The following is a 23,715-nucleotide window of genomic DNA, read 5'->3' on the forward strand; positions in this document are numbered from 1 at the left end:
TCAGGATTTCTGCTTGCGAATGCTGTCGACAAACTTGGTCAGTTCGATCACGGCCTCATACGCCTTGTGGTCGACCTCGACGTAGGGCAATTGCTTCCCCTCGTAGATCTTGTCGAAAGCGGCCTTGTCCTTCACCGCAATTTCCAGCACGGCTTTCTTGATCGCCGCCTTGAGGTCGTCAGGCAGGCTGCCGAGATAGGCCATCGGCGAGTTCACAATCTGCTCGGACTTCATGATGATCTTGAAATCCGCGGCCTTCGCCATGCCCTTCCGTTCCATCCGGAGCAGGTTCGATTCCTTCTCATCGTTCCACCAGTTGAACGCCGCGTCGCAGGTGCCCTGCGAAAGCCCGATCACTGCGTTTTCGTGGCTCCCCGAGTAGACCACCTTGGCGAAGAACTTTTCCGGGTCGATGCCCATCTTGTTCATCGCGAAACGCGGCACGTTGTTGCCGGAAGTCGAATTGGGATCAACGAGGCAGAGGTTCTTGCCTTGCAGGTCCTTGATGTCCTTGTAGCTCGAATCGCTCTTGACATAGAGAACCGAGTAATAGCCCTTGGTGCCGTCGCCGTTCACCTCGATAGCGAACGGTTCGACCTTCGCGCCAACGATGTAGGCACGCGCGTAGGACGCCGGGCCGTACATCGCGATGTGAATGTTTCCTGCACGCTGACCTTCGATCACTGCGGCGTAGTCATTGGCAATCCGCAGCGTGACCTTGGTTCCAAGCTCGCGGGACAGGTACTCCGTCAGAGGCGTCCAGCGGTTAGTGGTGCCGGAGGCATTCTCGTCGGGAACTTTTGCGAAGATCAGCTCAGGATATTTTGCCTTCCAGTCCTGCGCCGCAGCGGCCGAAACTGAAAATGCCAGGGCCGCCGCAGCGGCAACGATCGTACGACGGTCTATCATGACGTCTCCCATTTCAAGGTTATGCAACTGTCGAGCTCCGGCTCTACGCTGGGCTCGATTTGAAGCGGCAATCAGGCCGCGGCAACCGTGCCGAAGGCAGGAACTGCCGTGCCGACCGATGCATCCCGGGGCGCAACATCCATGACTTCATTCGCCTCGAGATCGTACAGCTCGCGCGCGATATGGTCGGTCAAGGCCGCCGGCGCGCCGTCGAACACGACCCGCCCCGCGGCCATCCCGATCAGGCGGTCGCAATAGCTGCGGGCGAGATCGAGCGAATGCAGGTTGCAGAGCACCGTGATACCGAAATGCTTGTTGATGCGCAGAAGCGCATCCATCACGATCTTGGTGTTGCGGGGATCGAGCGAGGCGATCGGCTCGTCGGCAAGGATGATGTCGGGCTGCTGAACCAGCGCCCGCGCGATCGCCACGCGTTGCTGCTGACCGCCCGAGAGGTGGTCGGCGCGCTGGGCCGCGATGGCAGCCATGTCGAACTGCTCAAGCGCCGACATCGCGACGGCCTTGTCTTCTTCGGGCCAAAGCTGCAGCAGCGACCGCCATGTCGGCACCGTCGACAGCCGCCCCATCAGCACATTGGTGAGGACGTCGAGCCGGCCGACGAGGTTGAACTGCTGGAAGATCATCGCCGAGCGGGCGCGCCACTGCCGCAACTCCCTGCCGCGCAGCGAGGTGACGTCGACGCCGTCGAACAGGACGCGTCCTCCGCTCGGCGTCACCAGCCGGTTGATGGACCGCAGCAGTGTCGACTTGCCGGCGCCGGATCGCCCGATCACCCCGACGAAGCCGCCCGGGGAAACTTGAAACGAAGCATCGTCCACCGCGGCTTTCGCGCCGAAGCGACACGTCAGGCCTTCAACCACCAGCATACAGGAGCTCCAGAGTAGCTGGAGCCAACCGCTAACGCCGGCGCTTAACACTTGTGTGACAGCGCTGCTGCAGTGCGGCCATCCTACGCGCATCATCCCCTGTCATCTGTTTGTCATGACATCGTCATCCGGCCGCTCGAAGAGAGACGCCCGCCCTCGCACTTCGGATGCAACATGGCCGCCAAAGCTCTTTCGGTTCAGCCGACCGTCGATCCCTCGGCCAAGCTGCATGAGACCAGGCTCGGCGCCTACACCGAAGTCGGCGCGCGCACGATCCTGCATGAAGTGGCGATGGGCGATTATTCCTATGTCGTGAACGATGCGCAGATCACCTACACCACCATCGGCAAATTCTGCTCGATCGCGGCGATGACCCGCATCAATCCCGGCAACCATCCGATGCATCGCGCCACTCAGGCGCATTTCACTTACCGATCCAGCGCCTATTTCGAGGGTGAGAGCGACGATCTCGAGTTCTTCGAGTGGCGCCGGCAGCATCACGTTCATATCGGTCATGACGTCTGGATCGGCCATGGCGCGATCGTGCTGCCGGGCCGCAACATCGGCACCGGCGCGGTGATCGCCGCCGGCGCGATCGTCACCAAGGACGTGCCGGCCTACAGCATCGTCGCCGGCAATCCGGCCCGCATCGTGCGGCGGCGGTTCTCGGAGGAGATCGCCGGACGGCTCGCAAGGCTTGCCTGGTGGGACTGGGATCACGACAAGTTGCGCGAGGCGCTGCCCAATTTCCGCAAGCTCGGGATTGAAGATTTCCTCTCGGCATACGAAGCAAAAGCGAGCTCACTCGCCAATTCTCCTGCCAGCAAACGAAGCGCGGTCGCGTGACAGACATATTCATCGAAGGCGGCCGGGCCCTGATCGGCGCCGAGCTCGCCGAAACATCTCTTCTCGTCTCCGGAACAGACATTGCAAAGGTCGACGCCTCTCGCGGCCGGGCGCGGCTGGCGCTGGATGCCCGTGGCCTGCTGGTGCTGCCCGGCATCGTCGATCTACACGGCGATGCCTTCGAGCGCCAGATGATGCCGCGCGCCGGCGTCGACTTTCCGATCGACGTTGCGCTCGCCGACAGCGACCGCCAGGCGATCAGCAACGGCATCACCACCGTGTTTCACGCCACGACCTGCTCGTGGGAGCCGGGCCTGCGCAGCGCCGACAATGCACGCGGCCTGATGGAGGCGATCGAGCGGCAGCGTCCGCAATTCGCCGCTGACACCCGCTTCCACCTGCGGCACGAGACCTACAATCTCGATGCCGAAGCCGAGATCGCACGGTGGCTGGCCGAGGGCCGCGTCGACCTGCTCGCATTCAACGACCACATGGACGGCACCGTCGCCGACATGGCCAAGCCGCGCAAACGCAACCGCATGGTGGAGCGCACCGGGCTGTCGAGTGAAGAATTCGACCGGCTGGTCAAGCGCGTGGTCTCGCGCGCCGACGAGGTGCCCGCCTCGGTGTCACGCCTGGCCGCCGCGGCCCGCACCGCCAAGGTGAGGATGCTCTCGCACGACGATTCGAGCCCGGCGATGCGCCGGGACTTTCGCGAGCTCGGCGCCTTGATCGCGGAGTTTCCGATCAACGAGGAGACGGCGCGCGCAGCGGCCGGCCACGGCGATGCCATCGTCTACGGCGCGCCGAACGTCGTGCGCGGCGGCAGCCACACCGGCTGGACCAGGGCATCCGACATGATCGCAAAGGGGCTCTGCTCGGTGCTGGCGTCGGACTATTACTATCCCGCGCAGCTGCTCGCCGCGTTCCGCCTGGCCGCCGATGGCGTGGTGCCGCTGGCTCAGGCCTGGGATCTAATCTCCGCCGGCCCGGCGCGGGCAACCGGCCTCACCGATCGCGGCCTGCTCGCGGAGGGACGCCGCGCCGACATTCTCCTCGTCGACGACAGCGTCGAGCTGCGGCCGCGGCTGATCGCGGTGATCTCAGGCGGCAGGCTCGTGCATCTCACCGACGCGACGCGGCTGCTCACCGCAATGGCGACGCCGCGCGAGGCTGTCGTCGCGGCGTAAATTGGTTATGCTGAGGCAATGACAGGTTTCCCCCGCTACGCGATCTACTATGCCGCAGGCCGCGACAGCGCCCTCTCCCGCTTCGGCGCCGAGCTGCTCGGCTATGACGCCTATACCGGAGACGAGCTGCCGTTTCCGCAACAAGCGCTGCAGGCCGCGCCGGACTGGCGCGAGGTCAGCGCCGATCCCCGCCAATACGGCTTTCACGCCACGCTGAAGGCGCCGATGGCGCTGGCGCCTGGCAAGACCGAAGCCGAGCTGCTGGCCGCCTGCTCGGCCTTCGCGGGCAGGACACGTCCGATCCCGGCGATCCGACCGGTGGTCGATGCCATCAGCGGCTTCATTGCCGTCATTCCGGCCGAGCCGGTCGAGGCTCTCCAACAGCTTGCCGCTGATTGCGTTCGCGCGTTCGACCTGTTTCGCGCCCCGCTGACGACGGAAGATCGCGCCCGTCGCAAGCCGGAGAGGCTCAGCGAGCGGCAGCGGGATTATCTCGACCGCTGGGGCTATCCTTACGTGATGGAAGAATTCCGTTTCCACATGACCTTGACGGGTCGGCTGGATGCGGATCGGCGCGGGCCGATCCTTCAGATGCTGCGGACAAGGTTTGTGGCGCTGGGGATCGAGACGCTCGCGATCGATCGCATTGCGCTGTTCAGGCAGGATGATGCCAAGGCGCGGTTTCGCATCATCGGCGAGTGGGCTTTGGTGCGGTAGACCTCAGCGCGAGGCCGCAAGATTGAAAGCGAGCGCCACCGCGCCAACCAGAACGAGGCTGATCGCCCAGACTGCATCCAGATTGAACCAGCTTCGCGAGACGAACTTCAATCCCAGATGGCGGTAGACCAGCCACGCCAGACACCCGCCGGCGCCGACCATGGCGGCAACGTGCACCAGGGACACCAGCACCGCCATCCCGAGATTTGCCGCCATCAGCGCGCCCGCCGCCTGATGGCCGGCATCGAGCTCGAAGGCCTGGCAGAGCCCGAGATAGATCGGCACGAGCATCAGGGCAGCGCCGTGAGCGATGGCGACGGCAAATGACCAGAGCACCAATTGCGTCGGCGGAATTCGTGCCAGCGCGCGCGGATGACGCCGGTCGATCAGCCGGTAGACGCCAAAGCCGATGACGAGAAGACTCGCACCGATCTGGATTGGACGCTGCCATTCGGCCAGTACGAGCAGGAAGGCGAACGGCAGCAGCACGAGAAGTGTTGCCAGGAGGTGCCCGGCCGCCAGAGCCCACAATGCACGGAAGAGCGCGAGAGGGCTCTTGTCCATGAGCCCGGCCGAAACGGCGAGCGGCCATCCCATTCCCGGATTGATCCCGTGGTAGAGACCGCTCGCAACAAGCGCGAGCCACAGCCAGCCAAGGGCCGGGCTCGCCTGCGTCCCATCTAGACCGACGGGTAGCAAAATGAGTCCGTCGAACAATCGCCGCCCTCGAGTCTGATCTGGTGCGCACGATATCCGTCGGGGAAACTCACGAAATAGTCCTTGTCGAGCTCGAGGCCGCCGTCACGACCGACATTGGCCATGACTTCCACGCCCGGAACCCCGTCGGGATAGAACTGGTCGTCCCAGGTGGAATAGAGCGAATTGGTCCAGTACACGCGCCGGCCGTCGCGGCTGATCTCGACCATCTGCGGGCCCGCCGCAAAGGCCTTTCCGTTCGGATGGGGCGTGCGCCGCGCGATGCCGCCGATGTGGACCGAGCCCGCAAGCTTCGGCTTTCTGGGATCGCTGACGTCGTACTGGCGCATCTCACCCGTCCCCCAGCACGAGACATAGAGAAACCGATCGTCCATCGACAGGTCGATGTCCGTCACCAGCGGCGGCACGGCGCCAAATCCCTGCAGCAGCGGCGGCAGCTTCTCCTTGGGCGCGGCTTCGGGAGGAATCGTCGCCGTCTTCTCGGCATGGAATTTTCCGCCCTCGCGCCACCAGGTCCAGATCGACGCTTCGAGGTTGGTGGTGTCGACCACGACACCGACGAAACCATACTCGCGAACCGGATCGTGCGCGGGGCGCACCTCCAGCGCCATCTGATGATTGGCGCCGAGGTCGATGGTCTGGACGTTGCGACGCGCGCGAAGGTCCCAGAAGTGGAGACGATGGCCATATTTGTTCGCAAGCAGATCTTCCGGGACGATCCCGTTCTCGAACTGCGGCGGTAACGCCCATTCGCTCGTCACCATGTAATCGCGCGGCAGATTCCACCAGAAATCATAGTGCAGCGTCTGCGGGCCACGGTCGATCTCCCATCGTCCAAGAACTTCGAACGTCTCGCAATCCATGATGAAGACGCCCGGAGGTCCGTTGGTGCCGTCCTTGCCGCCGCCGCCCAGCGTGCTCACGTAAATGCCGTCCGGCCCGCAATGGATCGTGTGCGGCCGCGAGTAGCCGGTCTTCTTGAAGACCTCCTCTGGCTCGATGATCTTGTGAATCTTGGCCTTCGTCGGATCGGGCTTGGTATCGATGACGTAGATCCGCGACGAGCGCAGCCCCGGGATGATGAGATAGCGCCGCTCGATGAAGGCGTGTCCGGCGAGCGGCGACAGGGCGGAGGAGCAAGCATTCCAGCCGAAATGATGAAACTCATCACCCTTGTTGGGCATCGTTACGGTGTGGACGATCTGGCTATAGGTCGGCGATCCCGGCTTGACGTCGATGACCGCGAGAGCGTCCGGCTTTGAGAAATCCGGACTGAGCAGCAAGGTGTAAGCAAAGTTTTCCGCAGGCGCTTCCATCGCAAGCTTGGGCGATGCGTGAAAGGTGGGATCCGGCCTCATCGTCATGGCACTGCCTCCCTGTTCTGTCGGTTTGCACCAACCTGGCTCGGGATAGTGGCAAAAGAAGAGCTGTTGCGAGATGTCCTGGGAATCTCCGCAAGGCGCCGGTTGGCGCGCGTACAATATGCCATCGCCGGGCTGTGGGGAACGGCCCGGCACGCGCTAATTCGACGCCTTCAGGCGAAATGGGCATCCCTCGTTCATTGCGAGCGAGGGCGCACAAGTCGCTCCTCGCAGCCTTCGTAGGGTGGGCAAAGGCGCAAAGCGCCGTGCCCACCGCTCTTCCCGAGGGCGCGCAAGTTGGTGGGCACGCTTCGCTTTGCCCACCCTACGACAGCTTCACGCACTGACGGGGAGAGAATTACTTCCCCCACCTGAGCGCCAACGCGTCGCGCTCCTTGGCGAGCTCCAATAGCCCCGCCCGCGTCGCCGGATGCAGCGGCTGCAGCGGATGCCGCACCGCCTCCGACTTGATCACGCCGCCGGCCTGCATCATCGCCTTGCAGGCGATCAGGCCGCATTGCCGGTTCTCGTAGTTGATCAGCGGCAGCCAGCGCTCATAGGCGGCCTTCGCTTTCTCGCGATCGCCCGCGAAATAGGGATCGATGATCTGGCGGATGCCGTCGGGATAGCCGCCGCCGGTCATGGCGCCGGTCGCGCCGGCATCGAGGTCGGCGAGCAGCGTGATCGCCTCCTCGCCGTCCCAGGGACCTTCGATGTCCTTGCCGCCCGCCTCGATCAGGCTGCGGAGTTTTGAGGCTGCGCCCGGTACCTCGATCTTGAAATAGCGGATGTTGGAAAACTCGCGCGACAGCCGCGCCAGCAATTCGACCGACAACGGCGTGCCGGCAACCGGCGCGTCCTGGATCATGATCGGGATGTTGATCGCACCGGACAGCACCTTGAAGAACTCGACGATGCCTTTCTCGGGGACGCGGAAGGTCGCGCCGTGATAGGGCGGCATCACCATCACCATGGCGGCGCCGGCCGCCTCGGCCTGCTTGCTGCGCGCCGCGCACACGGCCGAGCTGAAATGCGTGGTGGTGACGATCACGGGAACCCGGCCGGCCACATGGTCCAGCACCGCATGCATCACCGTCTCGCGCTCGGCATCGGTGAGCACGAACTGCTCGGAGAAATTGGCGAGGATGCAAATGCCGTGCGAGCCGGCGTCGATCATGAAATCGATGCAGCGGCGCTGGCCCTCGAGGTCGAGCTCGCCGCGCTCGTCGAAGATGGTGGGCGCGACCGGGAACACGCCGCGATAGGGGCGTTGGGCCTTGTGTGGGGTGACCGGCATCGAACTCTCCATCCCTGATGTGTCTTGGGTCTGTCGCCGCGCCCGCGGGAGCGAGGCGGCACAGATGTACCCGCAGTGCCGAGCTGCGGCAATGCCCGCGCGACGTCCGATGGAAAGAGTACGAAAATCAGGCGCTCTTCACGGCGCCCAGGAAACCCTCGACCGCGACGCGAAGACGATCGGCATCCGCCGACATCTTCTTGACGGACTCCGACAGCACCGTGCCGGCATTGCCGGTCTCCTGGTTGAGCCTTGCGACGCTGCCGATGGTATCGGTGACCTCGCGGGTGCCCTGGGCCGCCTGCTGGAAGTTGCGCGAGATCTCCGTCGTGGCCGCGCGCTGCTGTTCGACCGCGGCGGCAATCGCCGTCATCTTCTCGTCGATACCGCTGATGGCCCCGCCGATCGAGCGGATCGCGGCGACCGCCTGGCCGGTGGCGCCCTGGATCTCCTCGACCTGGCGCGAGATCTCCTCCGTCGCCGTCGCGGTCTGCGCCGCGAGGCTCTTGACCTCGCCCGCGACCACGGCGAAGCCGCGGCCGGCCTCGCCGGCGCGCGCGGCTTCGATGGTGGCGTTCAATGCCAGCAGATTGGTCTGGGCCGCGATCGCGTTGATCATCTTCACGACCTCGCCGATGCGGCTCGCCGTCTGATCGAGGATCTCGACCGTCGCATTGGTCTGCTCGGCCTGGGCCACGGCCTCGCGGGCCTCGCGCGCGCTCGACTGCACCTGCGCGGAGATCTCGCCCACGGACGCGGAGAGCTCCTCGGTCGCGGCGGCGATGGTCTCGAGATTATTGGTGGCCTGCTCGGCGGCCGAGGAGACCGCCGCGGTCTGGCTGCTCGATTCCGAGACCAGCGAGCGCACGCCGCTCGCGGTGGCGTCGAGCTCCCGCGTCGAGGCCGCAACGCTCTGAATGACCGCCTGCACCGTGTCGTCGAAGCTGCGGCAGGCGGCATCGACGGTGCCGGAGCGGGCGAGCTGAAGCGCCTGCTGCGACTCGCGTTCCTTACCCAGGCGCTCCGCAGTCGCCGCGCTCTCGCGCAGGCTTTCGAGCGCAGCCGCCATGGTGCCGAACTCGTCGGGATGCCGCGATTGCGGCACCGGCGTCGCATAATCGCGCGCGCTGATGCGGGCGATGGCATCGAGGATCGCGCGCACCGGGCGCATCAGCCGGTTGCGCACCACAAACACGCCCGCGACAGTCACGGCCAGTGCAAGCAGGAAGCCGAAGGATTGCACGATGAGATTGGTGAGGGCCTTGGCCTGAACCGCCTCCGCGTGCGCGATCGACAGGTCGAGCGCCTTGCTCGCGACCGCGACGATGGACGCGAACGGAGCCTGGCACAACGCGTTCCATTCCGAGGCGGGCATCGCGGGACGGCCGCTGCCATCCAAGCCCTTGGTGAGCTCGCCGATCTGCTTGAGAGCGCCGTCGGTCTTGGCCCTCGCCTCCTTGGCCGCGTTGACGAGGTCGGCCGGCACGTCAGGCGCAGCCAGCAGCTCCTCCATGCCGGTCCAGCCGGCGGTGACGACGCCGTTCCATCCAGCCACGGTCTGCTTCTGGGTGTCGTCGAGCGGCTTGCTGGCGTTGACGTTCGGCCGCAGGGTCGAGCACTGGATGCCGTAGCGGTCGCGCACCTGCCAGGCGAGGCGGCGGGCCTGGATCATGCGGGCGATGTAAGGATCGTTCATCCAGGCGCGGTTCGACACCGCGGTGGATGCGAGATTGGCGGTCTCGATCACCTTGGTGACCGCATCGTACCAGGGCGCGGTCCGCTCCAGCTTGCGCTCGGCGCGCGGCAGCTTGGCCTCGTCGTAGAACAACTGGAATTTTGGCGCGGCCTCGCTCCAGCGCTGCTTCAGCGTGCTGGCGAGCTCGTCGCGGCGGGCGAATTCGACGGTGGAGAGCGCAGCGCTGATGGCGTCGAAGCCGGCCTGTTCCGCCTTCTCGGCAACGCCGAGCTTGGCGCGCGGATCGTCCTCGCCGAGCAGGGCGCTCTGGGCATCGCCACGATTGCTGCGCAGGGCAACCACGCCATGGAAGATCGACTTGTCGGCATTCGCGAGCCGCGCGGTCTCCAGACTGTCGCTATAGCGGCCGAAAGCCCCGACCATCTGGATGGCCGTGCTGGTCAGCGCGCCGGCCGCCAGCAGCGTCATCAGCACCAGGAGGAGCGTGCTTACCGATTTCTTAACAATGGACATGGGTCGAGGGGCCTAACTCTCCGGAGAGGCCACCTTGCACCGCCACGTGCCAATGTTTCGTTAAGGTTTGAGTTGAATCGAAACGATCCAACCTGCACGCATTCGGAATACTATCCTATTCTGGTGAAATCCGGCGGGCGGCGCTCCGCAAACGCCGTAAACGCCTCGCGTGCTTCGGCGGTGCGCAGGCGCTGCGCGAACTGCTCGCCTTCGGCCTGCATCTGCGCGACCAGCGCGTCGCCGTTGCGCATCAGCCGCTTGGTCGCGATGAGGGCCCCGGCCGGCTGGCGGGCGAGACGCTGCGCCAGCGCAAGCGCTTCGGCATCCAGCTTGTCGAGCGGCACCACACGGTTGGCGAGGCCCCATTCCAGCGCGGACCTGGCCGGCACGGTTTCGCCAAGCGCGAACATCTCGTAGGCGCGGGCGTAGCCGATGCGCGCCGGCATCAACAGGCTGGAGGCGGCTTCAGGCACCAGCGCGAGGCTGACGAACGGCGTCGACAATTGCGCGTTGTCGGCGAGCACGACGAGGTCGCAATGCAGCAGCATCGTGGTGCCGACGCCGACGGCACGGCCCTGCACGGCCGCGACCAGCGGCCGGGTGCAGCGCGCCAGCGACTGGATGAAGCGCACCACGTTGCGGCTGCCTTCGGACTTGCCGGCCGCGACGGCCGCGAACTCGCCGACGTCGTTGCCGGCGGTGAACATGTCGCCCTCGCCGCGGATCAGGATCACGCGGGCGGGTGGGTCGAACTCGGCGGATTCGATCGCATCGGCGAGCTTTCCGTACATCGCATCCGTCAGCGCGTTCTTCTTGTCGGGACGTGCCAACGTGAGGGTGAGAATTCCGCCGCTGTTCTCGATCCGGACGTGCTCGGTCATTGGTCTGCTCCGTTTTATTCGTCTGAACGTCTTGGAAACTTGTCCTGAATGCTCGTCAGCCAGCGTGCGACGATGTCGATTTCCGCGGCCGTGAAACCTTCCGTCAGCGCCGCATTGACCTCCGCCGCGCTGGTCTTGGCCTGCGCCAGCGCGGTGCGCCCCTTCGGGGTCAACCAGATGCGAAAGGCGCGGCCGTCCTCGCGGTCGGCCCGCCGCTCGACCAGCTTCGCAGCCACCGTCCGGTCGACGAGGCCGGAAATGCCGGCCGGTCCCATGTCGAGCGCCGCCCCAGCCTCGCCCATCAGGACGCCATCCTGCTTGCCGAGGATGAACAGCAGCCCCGCCTGCGCCGGCGTCACCTCGCTCTCGGGCCGCGCCGCCATCCAGCGCTGCAGCCGGCGGTGGGCGACACTCAGCAGGTAGATCAGCCGGGGATGCCGAGCGTCGGCGCTGTTATTTCGCATGCGAAGCAAATAGCGTCTACCGATCTCGTTGTCAAAGCGCTTGACGTTCTCGCGCGTTCATGTTCCTTATTTGTTCTCAACCCGTTCTAGTTGCAGACAGGGAGGCTAGCCGTGGCGCAGAGGTTGGAGCAAGCGGAAGAGCAAGACCAAGAGAACGAAACGGAAGGTCAGTTCACCTATGCGTTCGGAGTTCTGGACGCGTATTTCGAAGACATTCCGCTGAGCAAGCTCGTGACGACCACCCGGCAGTTTCCCAGCCACATGCGAGTGGACGTCCAAGCCGCGCTCGACAAGCAGCTGGCAGCACACGTCGACTTGTTCGGACTTGCCGAGGAACACTACGAAACGCTGTCGTTTGCGCGCCTGCTCCGCGACGATCGGATCGCCGTGGCGATCGCCCCGCTGCAATATTCCGACGTCGATGTCGGCGACAGCAGTCCATCGCGCTGCCTCGACAACGGTTTGTGGCTCTGCGAGCACGACGGTTTGCGCTATGCCGTCCTGCTCTGCGCCAACCGCGACTCCCGTCGCGAGCCCGGCATCCGTATCGAAATCGTGGTGTCTGCGGGAAGCGCTGGGGCGGCTGTGGTGCAGCGTTGCTTCGGCGCGCTCGAAGAAGCCGTGCAGGCCGCGCGCACCTATCGCGGCAAGATCCTGTCGCTTGAGGAGTCTTCCGACTATCGCGGCCTAGCCCGCGGCATCAATGTGCACCGGTTGCCCGCCGTCGGACGCGACGAGGTGATCCTGCCGGAGCGGACTCTGCGGCTGCTCGATCGCAACGTGCTGAATTTCGTCGGCACCCGCAAGCAGCTACGGCGGCTCGGACAATCGACGCGCAAGGGCATCCTGCTTTATGGACCGCCCGGCACCGGCAAGACCCATACGATCCGCTACCTCGCAACGCATCTGCCTGAACAAACCACCCTGATTATCACGGCCGAGCAGATCGGCCTTCTCAGCGCCTATATGAGTCTGGCACGGCTGCTGCAGCCCTCCATGGTGGTGATTGAGGACGTCGACCTGATCGCGCGCGACCGTCGCAACATGGGGCCGTGCGAAGAATCCATGCTCAACAGGCTGCTCAATGAGATGGACGGGCTGAAGCAGGATGCCGACATCCTGTTCGTTCTCACCACCAACCGGCCGCAGGACCTTGAAGCCGCCCTTGCCGGTCGCCCCGGCCGCATCGACCAGGCCATCGAAGTCCCGCTACCTGACGAACATGGCCGCAGCAAGCTGGTGCGCCTCTACGGCAAGGCATTGCCGCTCGACGACGCGATCATCATCGAGGCTGCCCGCCGCAGCGAGGGCACGAGTTGCGCCTTCATCAAGGAGCTGATGCGCCGGCTGGCGCAAGCCAGCCTGGCGCGCGACGGCGGTAAGTCGATCGTCTCGGCCGACATCGACGAAGCCCTCGACGACATGCTGTTCTCCGGCGGCCGGCTCAATGCGCGGTTGCTCGGCGCGGCACAGGCGATGGCAGCGGAGTGACGTTCGCTCATTCATCCGGCCTATCGCGCCTCACGGCGCGCAGGTGAAGCTCGCCGCTTCCGTCACCGGGCCGCTCTTGTAGTGCGGCCAGGCCGGCCAGCGGCACAACGGCAGCGAGCGCGTCGCGGCAAACGACGGTGCCTCGACCTTCTGCTCCCTGACCTCTAAGTCGCCGGGCGCTTTGCCGTTCTCGACCCAGTCGACCAGAACGCTCAGCATATCGACATTGGCGGGGGCGCCGGAGCCGACATGGTCGACGCCAGGCGCAGTGTAGAGGCGCGCGAACTCCGCGGTCTCGGCCTTGCCCATCTTGCGCTCGACACTCTCGAAATAGCGAATGCCGGCATAGGGGCTCTGGGCGTAGTCGGCCATATGCTCCAGCACGATCAGCCGGCCGCCCCGCGCCCGGAAGCGGCTGAGATCGGGGTCGGTGGAATCCATCAGGTTGGACACTTCGAGCAGCCTCGCCTTGTGGTCCTCCACCTTGTAGGTGGTGACGTCGAGCTTCGGATCACGCGCGAAGACATATTGGATGCCGCCGGCGCCGTAGATCCAGGCGATGCCGTTGTTCGGCGCGGGCGGCTGTGCCGGCGGCGCGGTGCCGAGCCACCAGGAGACCCAGCCGCCGGTCGGCCCGACCGCGGGGATGTCCTCGCCGGAGACGCCCCAGCCCGGATAATCGTCGAGACCATTGGCGAGCGCGAAGGGGAATTTGTAGGTCGCATGCAGCGTGTTCACGGCCTTGATCTGCGCGTCGGTCAGGCATTGGTCGCCGCTTTGCCCGGCCGCGCAGCGCAGCGTCTCGATCTTGAAGGCCGCCTTGCAGCCGACGGGATCCTGCACCAGCGCATCGTCGGAGCCGTCGGCCTTGTCGCAAGCCGCGCGCACGGCCTCGCCCACGAGCTTGACCTGTGCCGGGTTGATCCAGCCCTCGCCCATGGTGACGAGACCCGAGCGCGTGCCGGCATGCTGCAGTCCGACCCAGTTGATCACGGGCACGCGGGCGAAGATTCCGTCGAAATCATCAGGATAGCGCTGCGCCATGGTGAGGCCTTCGCGGCCGCCCTCTGACGAGCCCATGAAGTACAGCTTCTCCGGCTTCCTGCCGTAGGCGCGCTGCATCAGCCCGACCGCGGCGTCGCGCACCTTCTTGTAGGCGCGATGGGCGAAATTCTCGAACGCCTCGTCATTCAGCGCAAACACCTGCGGCGGCTCGCCCTGCTTGGTCTCGTGGCCGGAGTCGGTGCCGTAGGTGACGAAGCCGCGCGCCAGCGGCGAGGGCTTGTCGAAGGGGTAGGCCGGCGGCAGCGTAAGGCCGGTGATCAGCACGCCGTTGAAGCCGCCGCCGCCATATTGCAACGAGCGACCATTCCATTCGACGGGAAGGTTGACCTGGAATTTGATCGGGGGCGCCTTGGGATCGGTGGGATCGATATGGCCGAGCACCTTGCAGAAGCCCGGATTGGCCGGCGTGATGCGTGCTGACGGCGTCGGCCCGCGCTCGGCTACGGCCATTTGCGACGGCGCCTGCAGGATCGCGGAATCGATCTTCACGGCGTCAGCGCCGCCGACGAGCCCCTTGCAGACAGTCTCGGCGTCTTCCGGCAGCGTTGCCGCCAACGCACCACTCGCGCTCATTACGGCCGCAGTACCCACCAGCCATGCACACAGCTTCGCTCTGTTGCGCTTCATCGTTTCCACCCGGCTTGTTCTGTTGCGTTCGGTACTTGGCCGCATTCAATGCAACCTTCGCCCGTCCGTCAATCGCTGACGCTGGCTTTCCGTCAGAACGAGCCCAGCGCAGTGCCCAGGACGATCACCGCCAGCAGCGCCAGGAGCGAGGTCACGATACCGACCATGACGATATCGAAATAGCTGTCGCGATGGGTCAGGCCGCAGATCGCGAGCAGGCTGACCACCGCACCGTTATGCGGCAGGATGTCCAACGTTCCCGCGCCGATCACCGCCACGCGATGCATCAGCGCAAGGTCGATGCCGTGGCGCGCGGCAACTTCGACATAGGTCGGGCCGAGAGCATCGAGGGCGATGGTCAGGCCGCCCGACGCCGACCCGGTCAGCGCGGCCAGGATGTTGGTCGCGACGGCGAGCGAGACCAGCGGTCCCCCTTCGATCGCCAGCACCCAGTCGCGCACGATCGTGAACGCCGGCAGCGAGGCCACGACGGCGCCGAAGCCGACGAGGCTAGCGACGCTGAACGCAGGCAGGACCGACGCATTGGCCCCGGCGTCCATGGTCCGGCGCAGCACCGGCAGGCGCGCCCAGTTCAGCGCGATGGCCGTCACGATGGCGGCAGCCAGCGCCACCGCGACCGACCACACGCCTGCGACCGCCGCAAGCGTCGTGTCACCAAAGCGCGGCTCGGCGAGATAACTGACATCGAGCCGCGGCAGCACCACCAGCGACATCACCAGGTTGACGGTCACGACGACGACGAGCGGCGCCATGGCGTTCAGCACGGGCGATGGCCGCTCGCTGCGATGACCGTGCTGTAGCTCTCCCGGATCGAACTCGCGGGCAGTCGTCGCGCGCTCGCGCACGAGCTCGTCGGCAGCGGTCTGCTCGATCGCGCCCCCGGCGTCGTCGCCATAACCTTCCCCGGCGCGGCGCGCCGCAGCTTCGGCGCGATGCAGCCACCACAATCCGGCGCCGAGAATGATGAGCGAGCCGACGACGCCGAGGCCCGGCGCGGCAAACGGCGTCGTGCCGAAGAACGGCATCGGAATCGCATTCTGGATCGACGGCGTGCCAGGAAGGGCCGACATGTCGACGTTCCCAGCACGATCGCGGCCGGGATCAGACGACGCGGAATCGAAGCGGCACGAAACAGCGACCGGGCCATGGGAACGATGACGAAGAACGCAACGAACAGGCTGACACCACCATAGGTCACCAGCGCGCCGGCGAGCACGACCGCCAGGATCACGCGCCGTTCGCCGAGGCGCTCCGCCATGAAGCCGGCGACCGACGTCACCGCGCCACAGTCGTCCATCAACTTGCCGAAGACGGCGCCAAGCAGAAAGATCGGAAAGAACTGCGCCAGAAATCCCGCCGCGTTCACCATGAACACCTGGGTCAGGTTCGCGAGCAGCGGCTCACCGCCGAACAACGCGGCAATGAGTGCGGCGAACGGCGCGAGCAGCAGGACGCTCCAGCCGCGGAAGGCGAATAGGACGAGCAGACCGAGCCCGACGAGGAGACCGAGGAGACCCATGCCTCAGCACTCCGACAGCAGGACATCGAGATCGGCGGTCGAGCGGTGGCCGATCTCCGCGCCGTGCTCGGCGAGGAAGTCGTCCGCGGCCATGCGTCCCTCGGCGCGCAGCATCGAGACGAACTCCCACTCCGCGTTGAGCTTCGAGGAGGCCCCGAACTTCGCCAGCATATCGCTCTTGATCCGGTGTGTGCGCATCTTCGCCCAGCGCGCGCCCTCGCCGCTGCCCGGATCGGCCGCCTGACGCAGCAGCGCGATCATGCGCAGCTCCTTCATCAGCGGCGAGTTGAAGGAGATTTCGTTGAGACGGTTGAGGATCTCCGCAGCCGTCCGCGGTTGCTCCGGCCGCTCGGTCGGATTGATCTGGACGAGAATGGTGTCATGCGCGTCGCTTTCGCGGACCAGCGGCGTGATTGTCGGGTTGCCGGCATAGCCGCCGTCCCAATAGGGCTCGCCGTCGATCTCGATCGCGCGGAACATGGTGGGAAGACAGGCCGATGCCAGCAGCACGTCGGCCGTGATCTCTGCGTTGCGGAAGATACGTCCGCGCCCGGTGCGTACCCGCGTCGCGGTGATGAACAGCTGGATCGGCGAGCGCACGAGGCGTTCGAAATCGATACTCTCGGCCAGCACCGCGCGCAGCGGATTGTAACCGGTCGGATTGAGGTCGTAGGGCGAGAGCACACGCGACATCAAATCGGTGAGGATATAGAAGGGCGACGTATCGAGGGTCCAGCGCCCCATCAAGCGGTCGAGCGGAGAACGTTGTAGCGGGCTGAAGGCCGCGGCCTTCGAAACACGGCGCCAGTACCGGTCGAGCGCCTCTCGCGCGCCCTCGGCGCCGCCGCCGGTCCAGCCGTCCGCCAGAACCGCCGCATTCATCGCGCCTGCGGAGGTTCCGGAGATTGCGGCGATCTCCAGCCATTTCTCTTCCAGAAGACGGTCGAGCACACCCCAGGAGAAGGCGCCGTGCGAACCGCCGCCCTGCAGCGCGAGATCAATCAGTACGGCGTCCCGTTCCATGGCGGACACTCACGCAACTGAAGCTCAAATTCGACATGATTTTTGATCGGGCCGAAATCGACGGCAGTGTGGGAGCAGTTGCTACAAGTTGCAACCGGAACGTGGGGTGATCTAAAGCTATTTCCGTTCTGATGCGATCGGAACGAAACGGCTCTGAATTCTGATTGACGCTATTTTTTTATATCCGCTTCGCTCGAAAACGCTCTAATGCTCGAACACCAGCCGCGCTCCGACCGTTCCCTCGAGGCCGCGGATCTGCTGCAGCAGCTCGCCGGAATCGTGATCACCGAGATCGGCGTCGAGCACGACGTAGCCGAGGTCGCCGGCGGTCTCCAGATATTGGGCGGCGATGTTGATGTCGCGCTGGAGGAAGACCTCGTTCAGCCGCCGCAACATGCCCGGCACGTTGCGATGGACATGGCTGAAGCGTGCGCCGGAGGGACGAAGATGCAGCTGCACCTCCGGAAAATTCACCGCGCCCATGGTCGAGCCGGTGATGAAATAGTCGACCAGCTTGCGCGCGACCTCGCCGCCGATCCGCTCCTGCGCCTCCTCGGTCGAGCCGCCGATATGGGGGGTGAGGATGACGTTCTCAATGCCCTGAATGGGACTGTTGAAACGATCGGCATTCGATGAAGGCTCGACGGGAAAGACGTCGACGGCCGCGCCGGCGAGATGGCCATCGCGCAAGGCACGCGCCAGCGCATCGAGATCGACCACGGTCCCGCGGCTGTTGTTGATCAGGAACGAGCCTGATTTCATCGCCCGCAGCTCCCTCTCGCCGATCATGCCAGCAGTCTCCGGCGTCTCCGGCACGTGCAGGCTGACGACATCGCTCTGCGCCAGCAGCTCTTCGAGCTTCTCGACCGGCTCGGTGTTGCCGTGGCGAAGCTTGTCGGTGCGGTCGAAATAGATCACGCGCATGCCCATGGCTTCGGCCAAGGTCGAAAGCTGCGAGCCGATATTGCCGTAGCCGACGATGCCGAGCGTGCGGCCGCGCACCTCGCGGCTGCCCGCCGCCGACTTGTCCCAGCCCCCGGCATGGGCCGACACCGAACGCGGAAAGATCCGCCGCAGCAGCATCACGATCTCGCCGATGACGAGCTCGGCGACGCTGCGCGTGTTGGAGAATGGGGCGTTGAAGACGGGAATACCGCGCTTGCGCGCTGCCGAAAGATCGACCTGGTTGGTGCCGACGCTGAAGCAGCCGACCGCGAGAAGCTGGCCGGCCGCCGCCAGAACCTCATCCGTGATCTGCGTGCGCGAACGGATGCCGAGCAGAGACACGCCCTCGAGCGCGCGCCGCAGATCTGCGCCGTCCAGAGCCTTGGTCAGCCGTTCGACATTGGTGAAGCCAGCGCTCGTGAACAGGTCGACAGCGCTATCATTGACGCCTTCGAGCAGCAGCGCCTTGGCGCTTCGCTCAGGGCTTTGGCCTGGGGCGGACATGGCATCTCCGTAAGTAGCCGCTTTGCCTGAGCACATAGACCGCGGGCGATACGCAGCACAATAGGGAGCGGATACGAGAAGAGGACGGCCGGAGCCGAGGATGCGCTTGGCATCCCAGAGCTCGCTCAAATCACATAGAACCCGTGCGTACCGTCGCGGCGGAGCTGTTCGACGAGGCCGTATTCCCAATCGAGATAGGCCTGCATCGCGGCTTCGGCCACGTCGGTGCCTTCATAGGGCCGGCGGTAGCGGTGGGCCGGATCGGGCTTCGGCAAGACCTGCGGTGGACCGATTTCCAGTGCGCAATCATAGCCGCCCTCGAGCACATAGACTTCCCACCCCATCTGCGCCAGCCAGGACGCCGTCATGTCGGCGCGCACGCTTTTGTCGTCGGTCAGGACGATGCGCGCGCCGCGCACGGGAGCGGCCATGTCGGTTTCCTGCACGAGCTGGCCGCCGGGATAGTGGCGGAAGCCGGGGAGATGGCCGGCTGTATAGTCCTCTGCATCGCGCACGTCGAAGCGATACAGCGTGCGATGGGTCTCTGCGACCAGCGCCGCCAGCTCGTTCGCTCCGATATGGCGAACACCGGCGCGATAGGCGACATCGCGAGCATTGGCCGGACCGCCCTCGAACGAGCCGATCGCACCGCGCCTGCCGGCGCCGTGATTGAGCGCGTGCCGCGCTAGGACCCAGCCGATGGTGCCGTTGCGCAGCGCCCGCACCTTGTTGGGCACGCCGGCATTGATCAGCGACTGGGTGCCGATGATGGAGCGGGTGCGGCCGGCGCAATTGACGATGATGGTGGTGTCGGGATCGGGCGCGGCCTGGCCTGCCCGGAGCACCAGCTCCGCGCCGGGCACGCTGACCGAGCCCGGGATGTTCATGGTCGCATATTCGTCGAAGCGGCGGACGTCGAGGATGGCGATGTTGGCTTTGTCGGCGATCAGCTTTGCCACCTCATCGGCACTCAGCGAGGGCGTGTGGCGACGGGACTCGACCAGCTCGCCGAAAGCCTTGGAATAGGAATTGACGTCCTCGAAAACCTCGAAGCCCGCATCGCGCCACGCCTTCAGCCCGCCCTCGAGTGCGCTGACATTGGTGAAGCCGAGCGCGGCAAGGCGTTCGGCGCCGGTCGCGACCAGCCCCTCGCCGTCATCATAGAGCACGATCGCCACGTCCTTGCGCGGCAGCCGCACCTCGGCCTCCACTACAATCCGGTCCGCGGCCAAGTTGGCCGCGAACAGCGGATGACCGGTGGCGAAGGCTGCCTCGTATCTGAGATCGAGCAGGGCAATTTCTTCGCGCAGGAGCAGCGCGCGGCGGATATCGGCGGGGGTGACGGTCGGAAGCTTCATGGCGAAACCTGACAAGGACGTGCCACGGGCTTTTGAACGATTGTCGAGGTGTTGGCTAGCCTCTTCGGCAGCAACTCACTCGCCCGGAACGAGCCGCCCGAGCGGCGCCTGCGCCGGGCGCCGCAACCTGCGGCGCGACAGATAGAGCAGGATTCCGGTGACCGAGAACAGCGGCATCAGGGCCGCGGCAATCATGAAGGCGAGCTTGCCGGGCCAGCCCAGGATCGCGCCGCGATGGATATCGAGCACGTTGGCGATGATCTTCTCGCCCAACGTCTTGTCGGCGTAACGTTCCGCGGAGGCGAGCTGACCGGTGACGGCATCGATGCGGAATTCATCGCGCGTGGTGTCGAGCGTCGAATCCTTGCCCCACGACCGGATCCGTATCGCCGTGCCGGGGCTGGGGGGCAGCGTCAGCAGAGCCCTGGCGAAGCGGTCGCCCTCCTCACGCCGGAACGTCGTCCATGCCAGGTCGAACCCGATCGGCTGGGCCGGCTCGGAACGGGCCGCCGCACGCGGTGCCTTCGCGGACATTTTTGGCTGCATCTTCGCGGCACTGACCTCGGGACGTGCCAGCAGCCAGACGACGCCGTCCTTGTACCAATCGAACGAGTACCACAGGCCGGTGAGCGTCATCACCAGATAGACCGGAAGAACCCAGGTGCCGATCACCGCATGCAGCGAACGATGCAGCCCGCGTCCGCTGAGACCGAGATTGGGATTGAGCCACATCTTCAAGCTGCGCGCGCGGCGGGGCCAGCGCAGCACGAGACCCGAGACCAGCATGACGATCAGACCGAGAGCGGCCACACCGGTGATCTGGCGGCCCCAGCCCTTGGCATCGCCAGGGATCAGCAGCCAGCGATGCAGCTTCCGAACCGTCGCGAAGAACGCCTCGCCGCGCGGCGCACCCAGCACGCGCGCATCATAGGGATCGACATAGAGCGAATTCGGCCGCTCGCCCTGCGCGTCGCGCGCGAAGCGGACCCGCACGGCCGCAGTCGGATCGCTCGACAACATGACGGCCGAGACCTTGCCCAGATCCTGCCCCGCCCCCAGCCGCGCGACCAGCTCGTCCGGCATCAGCGCCGGCATCTCGCGCGGTGCTACATGCATGATGCCGGCGTTGAGATGATCGACGATCTCGTCCTCGAAACTCATGATCGCGCCGGTCAGCGCGATCAAAGCGAGCAGCACCGCGAGCACCAGGCCCGCGATGGAATGGACCTGGAGCAGGACAGTTTTGATCATGTGCCCCGGCCGCGCGGCCATGGCTAGAACTTCACCGTCGCCGAGAGAGACACCCGGCGCGCGTCGCCGATAGCGACGTTTAGATTATTCACGGCTGAGGGATAGTAGACCGTGTCGAACAGGTTCTTGACGTTCACCTGGTACACCACCGGAAATTGCTCGTGTTTCGTCTCGTAAGTCGCAAAGAGGTCTGCGACGACATAGGACGGCAGGAAGAAGCTGTTGATCGAATCGCCGGGACGGTCGCCGACATAGCGCGCGCCGCCGCCGAGACGGAGCTGGCCGGGCAAGGCGGTGCCGAAGTCGTAGACCAGATAGAGCGAAGCGGTGTTCAAGGCGACGTTTTGCAGCTTCTTGCCGAGCAACGTCAGATCATCGGAGGCCGTCACGCGGGCGTCCGTATAGCCATAGCTCCCAATCAACGCCCAACTGTCGGTGAGCCTGCCGGTGACGTCGATTTCGAGGCCGCGCGAATGAGCGCGGCCGACGGTGTGAAGCTCCACCACGCCCGCGCTGTTCGTCTTCGTCGTTTGCACATTCTTCTTGTCGAGGTCGTAGAATGCGACGGTCCCGGAGATGCGCTGGTTGATGTCGAACTTCACGCCGGTCTCGTACGACACACCCTCCTCGGGCGCGACCCTGGAGTCGATCACCACGCCGATCGGCGCAATCGTCGAATTCGGCTTCAGCGATTCGGTGTAGCTTGCATAAAGCGAGATCTGATCGGTCAGCTTGAAGATCGCGCCGCCAAGCGGGAGCACCTTGTCTTGCGACACGTTTGTGTTGGTGTTGAACGGCTTTCCGCGTCCGGCGATCTGATCGTAGTCCATATAGCGCACACCACCGACCAGTGCGAACCGCTCGGTCAGATGCAGCGTGTCCTGGAAGAACAGCGACCACTGGCCAAGCTTGTCGGTCTGGGCGCTGTCGGGATTCGACACCCTGGTTCCCGGCCCGATCAGCCCATAGACAGGATCGTAGACGTTGAAGGCGGGAGTTGTCTGCCGGATCAAAACATCGCGGTAGATCGTGCGATACTGACCGTCGCCGCCAAATAGCACCTCGTTGCGCATGTCGCCGAGCCAGAAGCCGCCCGAGACATAGGATGTCCCATAGCTGACATTGCTCAGCGAGCTTCCCGTGCCGTCGTTGCTGCGCGTCTCGACGCCGGTCGTGAAATTGATGCCGGTGATGCGGAGCTGGTTGGCGCTGAAGGTTTCGGTGTTGTAGCTGTAGCCTGCGTAGAGCTTCCAATCCTGGTTGAAGCGGTGCTCGACCGAAGCCTGGATCAGATCGGACGTGCCCCAGGTGTTGTTGAAAGGCTCATCCAGCCGGCGCGTAGCGGGCACGGCCAGCGGCGCCTTCGTCACCGGATTGAACGCGGTGCCGCGGTCGAACGGATAGATGAACTCGCGGTGCTCGTAGTTCAGCTGCACCGTGGTGTCCTGGCCGTACCACGCGAGCGAGGGGGCAACCAGCATCTCGCGGTGACGGCCGAAATTCCGCCAATAATCCTCGCTGACGCCGTAGCCGATGAAACGATAGGCCAGCCCCTGGTCGCCGATCGGGCCGGTGACGTCGAGCAGGCCGTCGGCGCCGGTCTTGGAGGCACTGAAGGCCGAGCCGAGTAGCGTGACCGAGCCGTGCTGATAGAGCTCGGGCCGCTTGCTGATGGTGTTGACGATGCCGCCGGGATCCATGATGCCGTAGAGCAGCGAGGCCGGGCCCTTCAGCACCTCGACGCTTTCGACCGCAGGATTGAGACTGCGGCCCTGCACCAGCGGCATGCCGTTGCGCATGATCGAGCCGTCGCGGTTGTCGCCGAAGCCACGGCGGATCACCGCGTCCTGGCTGCCGGCGAGCGTGTTGGTCTGGGTGACGCCGGAGACGTTGCTCAGCGCGTCGTCGATGTTGCGCGGGAGCTGGTCCTTCAGCACCTGCGCGGGCACGACGTTGACGGCCTGCGAGGTGTCGAGCGGCGAGGCGCCGCTGCGCAGCGTGGTCGCACTCGGCATCGCGCGGTAGCCGAGCTTGGCGGCTTGCTGTGCGGCGGCTTCGGCGGCGGCGCGCTCCGACAGCGTCGGCGCCGCGGGTGCGGAATTGCGACTGGACTGGCGGCGCGCCGCCGTTTGGGCGCGGCGTGGCGACTGCTCCGATGCACGCGCCGGCTTCGGTCGTGGCGCCGGCGCCTCCACCGTCACCGGCGGCAGAGCCGATTGCGCCTGTGCGCTCGTCGTGATGGAGGGATATTCGATGAGCAGCACCGCTGCTCCCATGAGAAGACCTGCACGGCTCTTGCCGGCACGAATTCGATGGCCGTTGTCACGTTGGCCATCCACGAAGGCACGCACTTTCATTCCACTTCAAGTCAGGAGCATTGAAGTGTGCGCCTGTAACAGCCGCCGCGATCGAGGAGAACCGTAGCCGGGCTTG

The 23,715-nt window shown here is 65.3% G+C and carries 18 protein-coding genes and 1 pseudogene; 4 read left to right on the forward strand and 15 right to left on the reverse strand.

Annotation, left to right across the window (positions count from 1 at the left end; genetic code table 11):
• Both phnD and phnC read right to left on the reverse strand, forming a co-directional pair.
• Window positions 1-909 (reverse strand): phosphonate ABC transporter substrate-binding protein, encoded by a 909-nt coding sequence (gene phnD, locus ABIA40_RS27200; RefSeq protein WP_157283298.1) that lies wholly within the window; start codon window positions 907-909, stop codon window positions 1-3.
• Between the two features lie 71 nt (window positions 910-980).
• Window positions 981-1,796, reverse strand: coding sequence for a phosphonate ABC transporter ATP-binding protein (gene phnC / locus ABIA40_RS27205; RefSeq protein WP_404544200.1), 816 nt, complete (start codon window positions 1,794-1,796; stop codon window positions 981-983).
• Between the two features lie 174 nt (window positions 1,797-1,970).
• On the opposite strand from phnC, the gene ABIA40_RS27210 reads away from it, so the two are divergent.
• Genes ABIA40_RS27210 through ABIA40_RS27220 form a run of 3 tightly spaced genes read left to right on the forward strand, consistent with a single transcriptional unit; the run spans window position 1,971 to window position 4,549 of the window.
• Entirely contained in the window at window positions 1,971-2,642 is a 672-nt protein-coding gene (locus ABIA40_RS27210) for a chloramphenicol acetyltransferase (protein WP_157283300.1), read from the forward strand.
• Window positions 2,639-3,832, forward strand: a complete 1,194-nt coding sequence (locus ABIA40_RS27215) for an alpha-D-ribose 1-methylphosphonate 5-triphosphate diphosphatase (protein WP_271539323.1) — start codon at window positions 2,639-2,641, stop codon at window positions 3,830-3,832. Before ABIA40_RS27210 ends, ABIA40_RS27215 begins: the two co-directional genes overlap by 4 nt.
• 18 nt (window positions 3,833-3,850) lie before the next feature.
• Window positions 3,851-4,549, forward strand: a complete 699-nt coding sequence (locus ABIA40_RS27220) for a DUF1045 domain-containing protein (protein WP_404544204.1) — start codon at window positions 3,851-3,853, stop codon at window positions 4,547-4,549.
• Window positions 4,550-4,552: 3 nt separating this feature from the next.
• Here the strand turns inward: ABIA40_RS27220 and ABIA40_RS27225 are convergent, their stop codons facing one another.
• The 6 genes from ABIA40_RS27225 to ABIA40_RS27250 all read right to left on the reverse strand — a co-directional run bounded on the left by ABIA40_RS27225 (window position 4,553) and on the right by ABIA40_RS27250 (window position 11,478).
• Window positions 4,553-5,146, reverse strand: coding sequence for a hypothetical protein (locus ABIA40_RS27225; protein ID WP_271539327.1), 594 nt, complete (start codon window positions 5,144-5,146; stop codon window positions 4,553-4,555).
• Between the two features lie 83 nt (window positions 5,147-5,229).
• Window positions 5,230-6,630: a selenium-binding protein SBP56-related protein gene (locus ABIA40_RS27230; protein WP_157283302.1), complete on the reverse strand. Its 1,401-nt coding sequence runs from the start codon at window positions 6,628-6,630 to the stop codon at window positions 5,230-5,232.
• 355 nt (window positions 6,631-6,985) lie between these two features.
• Complete coding sequence (locus ABIA40_RS27235; protein WP_271539331.1) at window positions 6,986-7,924, reverse strand: dihydrodipicolinate synthase family protein; 939 nt, start codon at window positions 7,922-7,924, stop codon at window positions 6,986-6,988.
• A gap of 127 nt (window positions 7,925-8,051) precedes the next feature.
• On the reverse strand, window positions 8,052-10,133 hold the full coding sequence (locus tag ABIA40_RS27240; RefSeq protein WP_404544207.1) for a methyl-accepting chemotaxis protein: 2,082 nt from the start codon (window positions 10,131-10,133) through the stop codon (window positions 8,052-8,054).
• 110 nt (window positions 10,134-10,243) lie between these two features.
• Window positions 10,244-11,014: an enoyl-CoA hydratase gene (locus ABIA40_RS27245; protein WP_404544209.1), complete on the reverse strand. Its 771-nt coding sequence runs from the start codon at window positions 11,012-11,014 to the stop codon at window positions 10,244-10,246.
• A 14-nt stretch (window positions 11,015-11,028) separates the two neighbouring features.
• Window positions 11,029-11,478, reverse strand: a complete 450-nt coding sequence (locus ABIA40_RS27250; RefSeq protein ID WP_404544211.1) for a MarR family winged helix-turn-helix transcriptional regulator — start codon at window positions 11,476-11,478, stop codon at window positions 11,029-11,031.
• Between the two features lie 123 nt (window positions 11,479-11,601).
• Between ABIA40_RS27250 and ABIA40_RS27255 the strand changes: the two genes are divergently transcribed.
• Window positions 11,602-12,969 carry an AAA family ATPase gene (locus ABIA40_RS27255; RefSeq protein WP_404544213.1) on the forward strand — a complete coding sequence of 456 codons (1,368 nt, stop codon included), beginning with the start codon at window positions 11,602-11,604 and terminating at the stop codon, window positions 12,967-12,969.
• Between the two features lie 30 nt (window positions 12,970-12,999).
• Here ABIA40_RS27255 and ABIA40_RS27260 read toward each other — a convergent pair whose 3' ends face one another.
• The 7 genes and pseudogenes from ABIA40_RS27260 to ABIA40_RS27290 all read right to left on the reverse strand — a co-directional run bounded on the left by ABIA40_RS27260 (window position 13,000) and on the right by ABIA40_RS27290 (window position 23,639).
• Complete coding sequence (locus ABIA40_RS27260) at window positions 13,000-14,661, reverse strand: tannase/feruloyl esterase family alpha/beta hydrolase (protein WP_271539339.1); 1,662 nt, start codon at window positions 14,659-14,661, stop codon at window positions 13,000-13,002.
• Between the two features lie 92 nt (window positions 14,662-14,753).
• Window positions 14,754-16,201, reverse strand: a pseudogene (locus ABIA40_RS27265) (GntP family permease).
• Between the two features lie 3 nt (window positions 16,202-16,204).
• Window positions 16,205-17,224, reverse strand: coding sequence for a patatin-like phospholipase family protein (locus ABIA40_RS27270; protein WP_271539343.1), 1,020 nt, complete (start codon window positions 17,222-17,224; stop codon window positions 16,205-16,207).
• Window positions 17,225-17,428: 204 nt separating this feature from the next.
• Complete coding sequence (gene serA, locus ABIA40_RS27275) at window positions 17,429-18,673, reverse strand: phosphoglycerate dehydrogenase (protein WP_404544215.1); 1,245 nt, start codon at window positions 18,671-18,673, stop codon at window positions 17,429-17,431.
• Between the two features lie 125 nt (window positions 18,674-18,798).
• Window positions 18,799-20,031: a rhodanese-like domain-containing protein gene (locus ABIA40_RS27280; protein WP_271539348.1), complete on the reverse strand. Its 1,233-nt coding sequence runs from the start codon at window positions 20,029-20,031 to the stop codon at window positions 18,799-18,801.
• Between the two features lie 75 nt (window positions 20,032-20,106).
• Window positions 20,107-21,303: a PepSY domain-containing protein gene (locus tag ABIA40_RS27285; protein ID WP_271539350.1), complete on the reverse strand. Its 1,197-nt coding sequence runs from the start codon at window positions 21,301-21,303 to the stop codon at window positions 20,107-20,109.
• 2 nt (window positions 21,304-21,305) lie between these two features.
• Window positions 21,306-23,639, reverse strand: a complete 2,334-nt coding sequence (locus ABIA40_RS27290; RefSeq protein ID WP_404544219.1) for a TonB-dependent siderophore receptor — start codon at window positions 23,637-23,639, stop codon at window positions 21,306-21,308.
• Window positions 23,640-23,715 lie beyond the last annotated feature (76 nt).

The sequence above is a fragment of the Bradyrhizobium sp. USDA 223 genome (assembly GCF_044909005.1).
GTDB classification, from domain to species: Bacteria; Pseudomonadota; Alphaproteobacteria; order Rhizobiales; family Xanthobacteraceae; genus Bradyrhizobium; species Bradyrhizobium yuanmingense.

Bases quoted from the DNA above. Each gene is read 5' to 3' on its own strand.
- phnD (WP_157283298.1), bottom strand. From the start codon at position 909: ATGATAGACCGTCGTACGATCGTTGCCGCTGCGGCGGCCCTGGCATTT.
- phnC (WP_404544200.1), bottom strand. From the start codon at position 1,796: ATGCTGGTGGTTGAAGGCCTGACGTGTCGCTTCGGCGCGAAAGCCGCG.
- ABIA40_RS27210 (WP_157283300.1), top strand. From the start codon at position 1,971: ATGGCCGCCAAAGCTCTTTCGGTTCAGCCGACCGTCGATCCCTCGGCC.
- ABIA40_RS27220 (WP_404544204.1), top strand. From the start codon at position 3,851: ATGACAGGTTTCCCCCGCTACGCGATCTACTATGCCGCAGGCCGCGAC.
- ABIA40_RS27225 (WP_271539327.1), bottom strand. From the start codon at position 5,146: ATGGGATGGCCGCTCGCCGTTTCGGCCGGGCTCATGGACAAGAGCCCT.
- ABIA40_RS27230 (WP_157283302.1), bottom strand. From the start codon at position 6,630: ATGACGATGAGGCCGGATCCCACCTTTCACGCATCGCCCAAGCTTGCG.
- ABIA40_RS27235 (WP_271539331.1), bottom strand. From the start codon at position 7,924: ATGCCGGTCACCCCACACAAGGCCCAACGCCCCTATCGCGGCGTGTTC.
- ABIA40_RS27240 (WP_404544207.1), bottom strand. From the start codon at position 10,133: ATGTCCATTGTTAAGAAATCGGTAAGCACGCTCCTCCTGGTGCTGATG.
- ABIA40_RS27245 (WP_404544209.1), bottom strand. From the start codon at position 11,014: ATGACCGAGCACGTCCGGATCGAGAACAGCGGCGGAATTCTCACCCTC.
- ABIA40_RS27250 (WP_404544211.1), bottom strand. From the start codon at position 11,478: ATGCGAAATAACAGCGCCGACGCTCGGCATCCCCGGCTGATCTACCTG.
- ABIA40_RS27260 (WP_271539339.1), bottom strand. From the start codon at position 14,661: ATGAAGCGCAACAGAGCGAAGCTGTGTGCATGGCTGGTGGGTACTGCG.
- ABIA40_RS27270 (WP_271539343.1), bottom strand. From the start codon at position 17,224: ATGGAACGGGACGCCGTACTGATTGATCTCGCGCTGCAGGGCGGCGGT.
- serA (WP_404544215.1), bottom strand. From the start codon at position 18,673: ATGTCCGCCCCAGGCCAAAGCCCTGAGCGAAGCGCCAAGGCGCTGCTG.
- ABIA40_RS27280 (WP_271539348.1), bottom strand. From the start codon at position 20,031: ATGAAGCTTCCGACCGTCACCCCCGCCGATATCCGCCGCGCGCTGCTC.
- ABIA40_RS27285 (WP_271539350.1), bottom strand. From the start codon at position 21,303: ATGGCCGCGCGGCCGGGGCACATGATCAAAACTGTCCTGCTCCAGGTC.
- ABIA40_RS27290 (WP_404544219.1), bottom strand. From the start codon at position 23,639: ATGAAAGTGCGTGCCTTCGTGGATGGCCAACGTGACAACGGCCATCGA.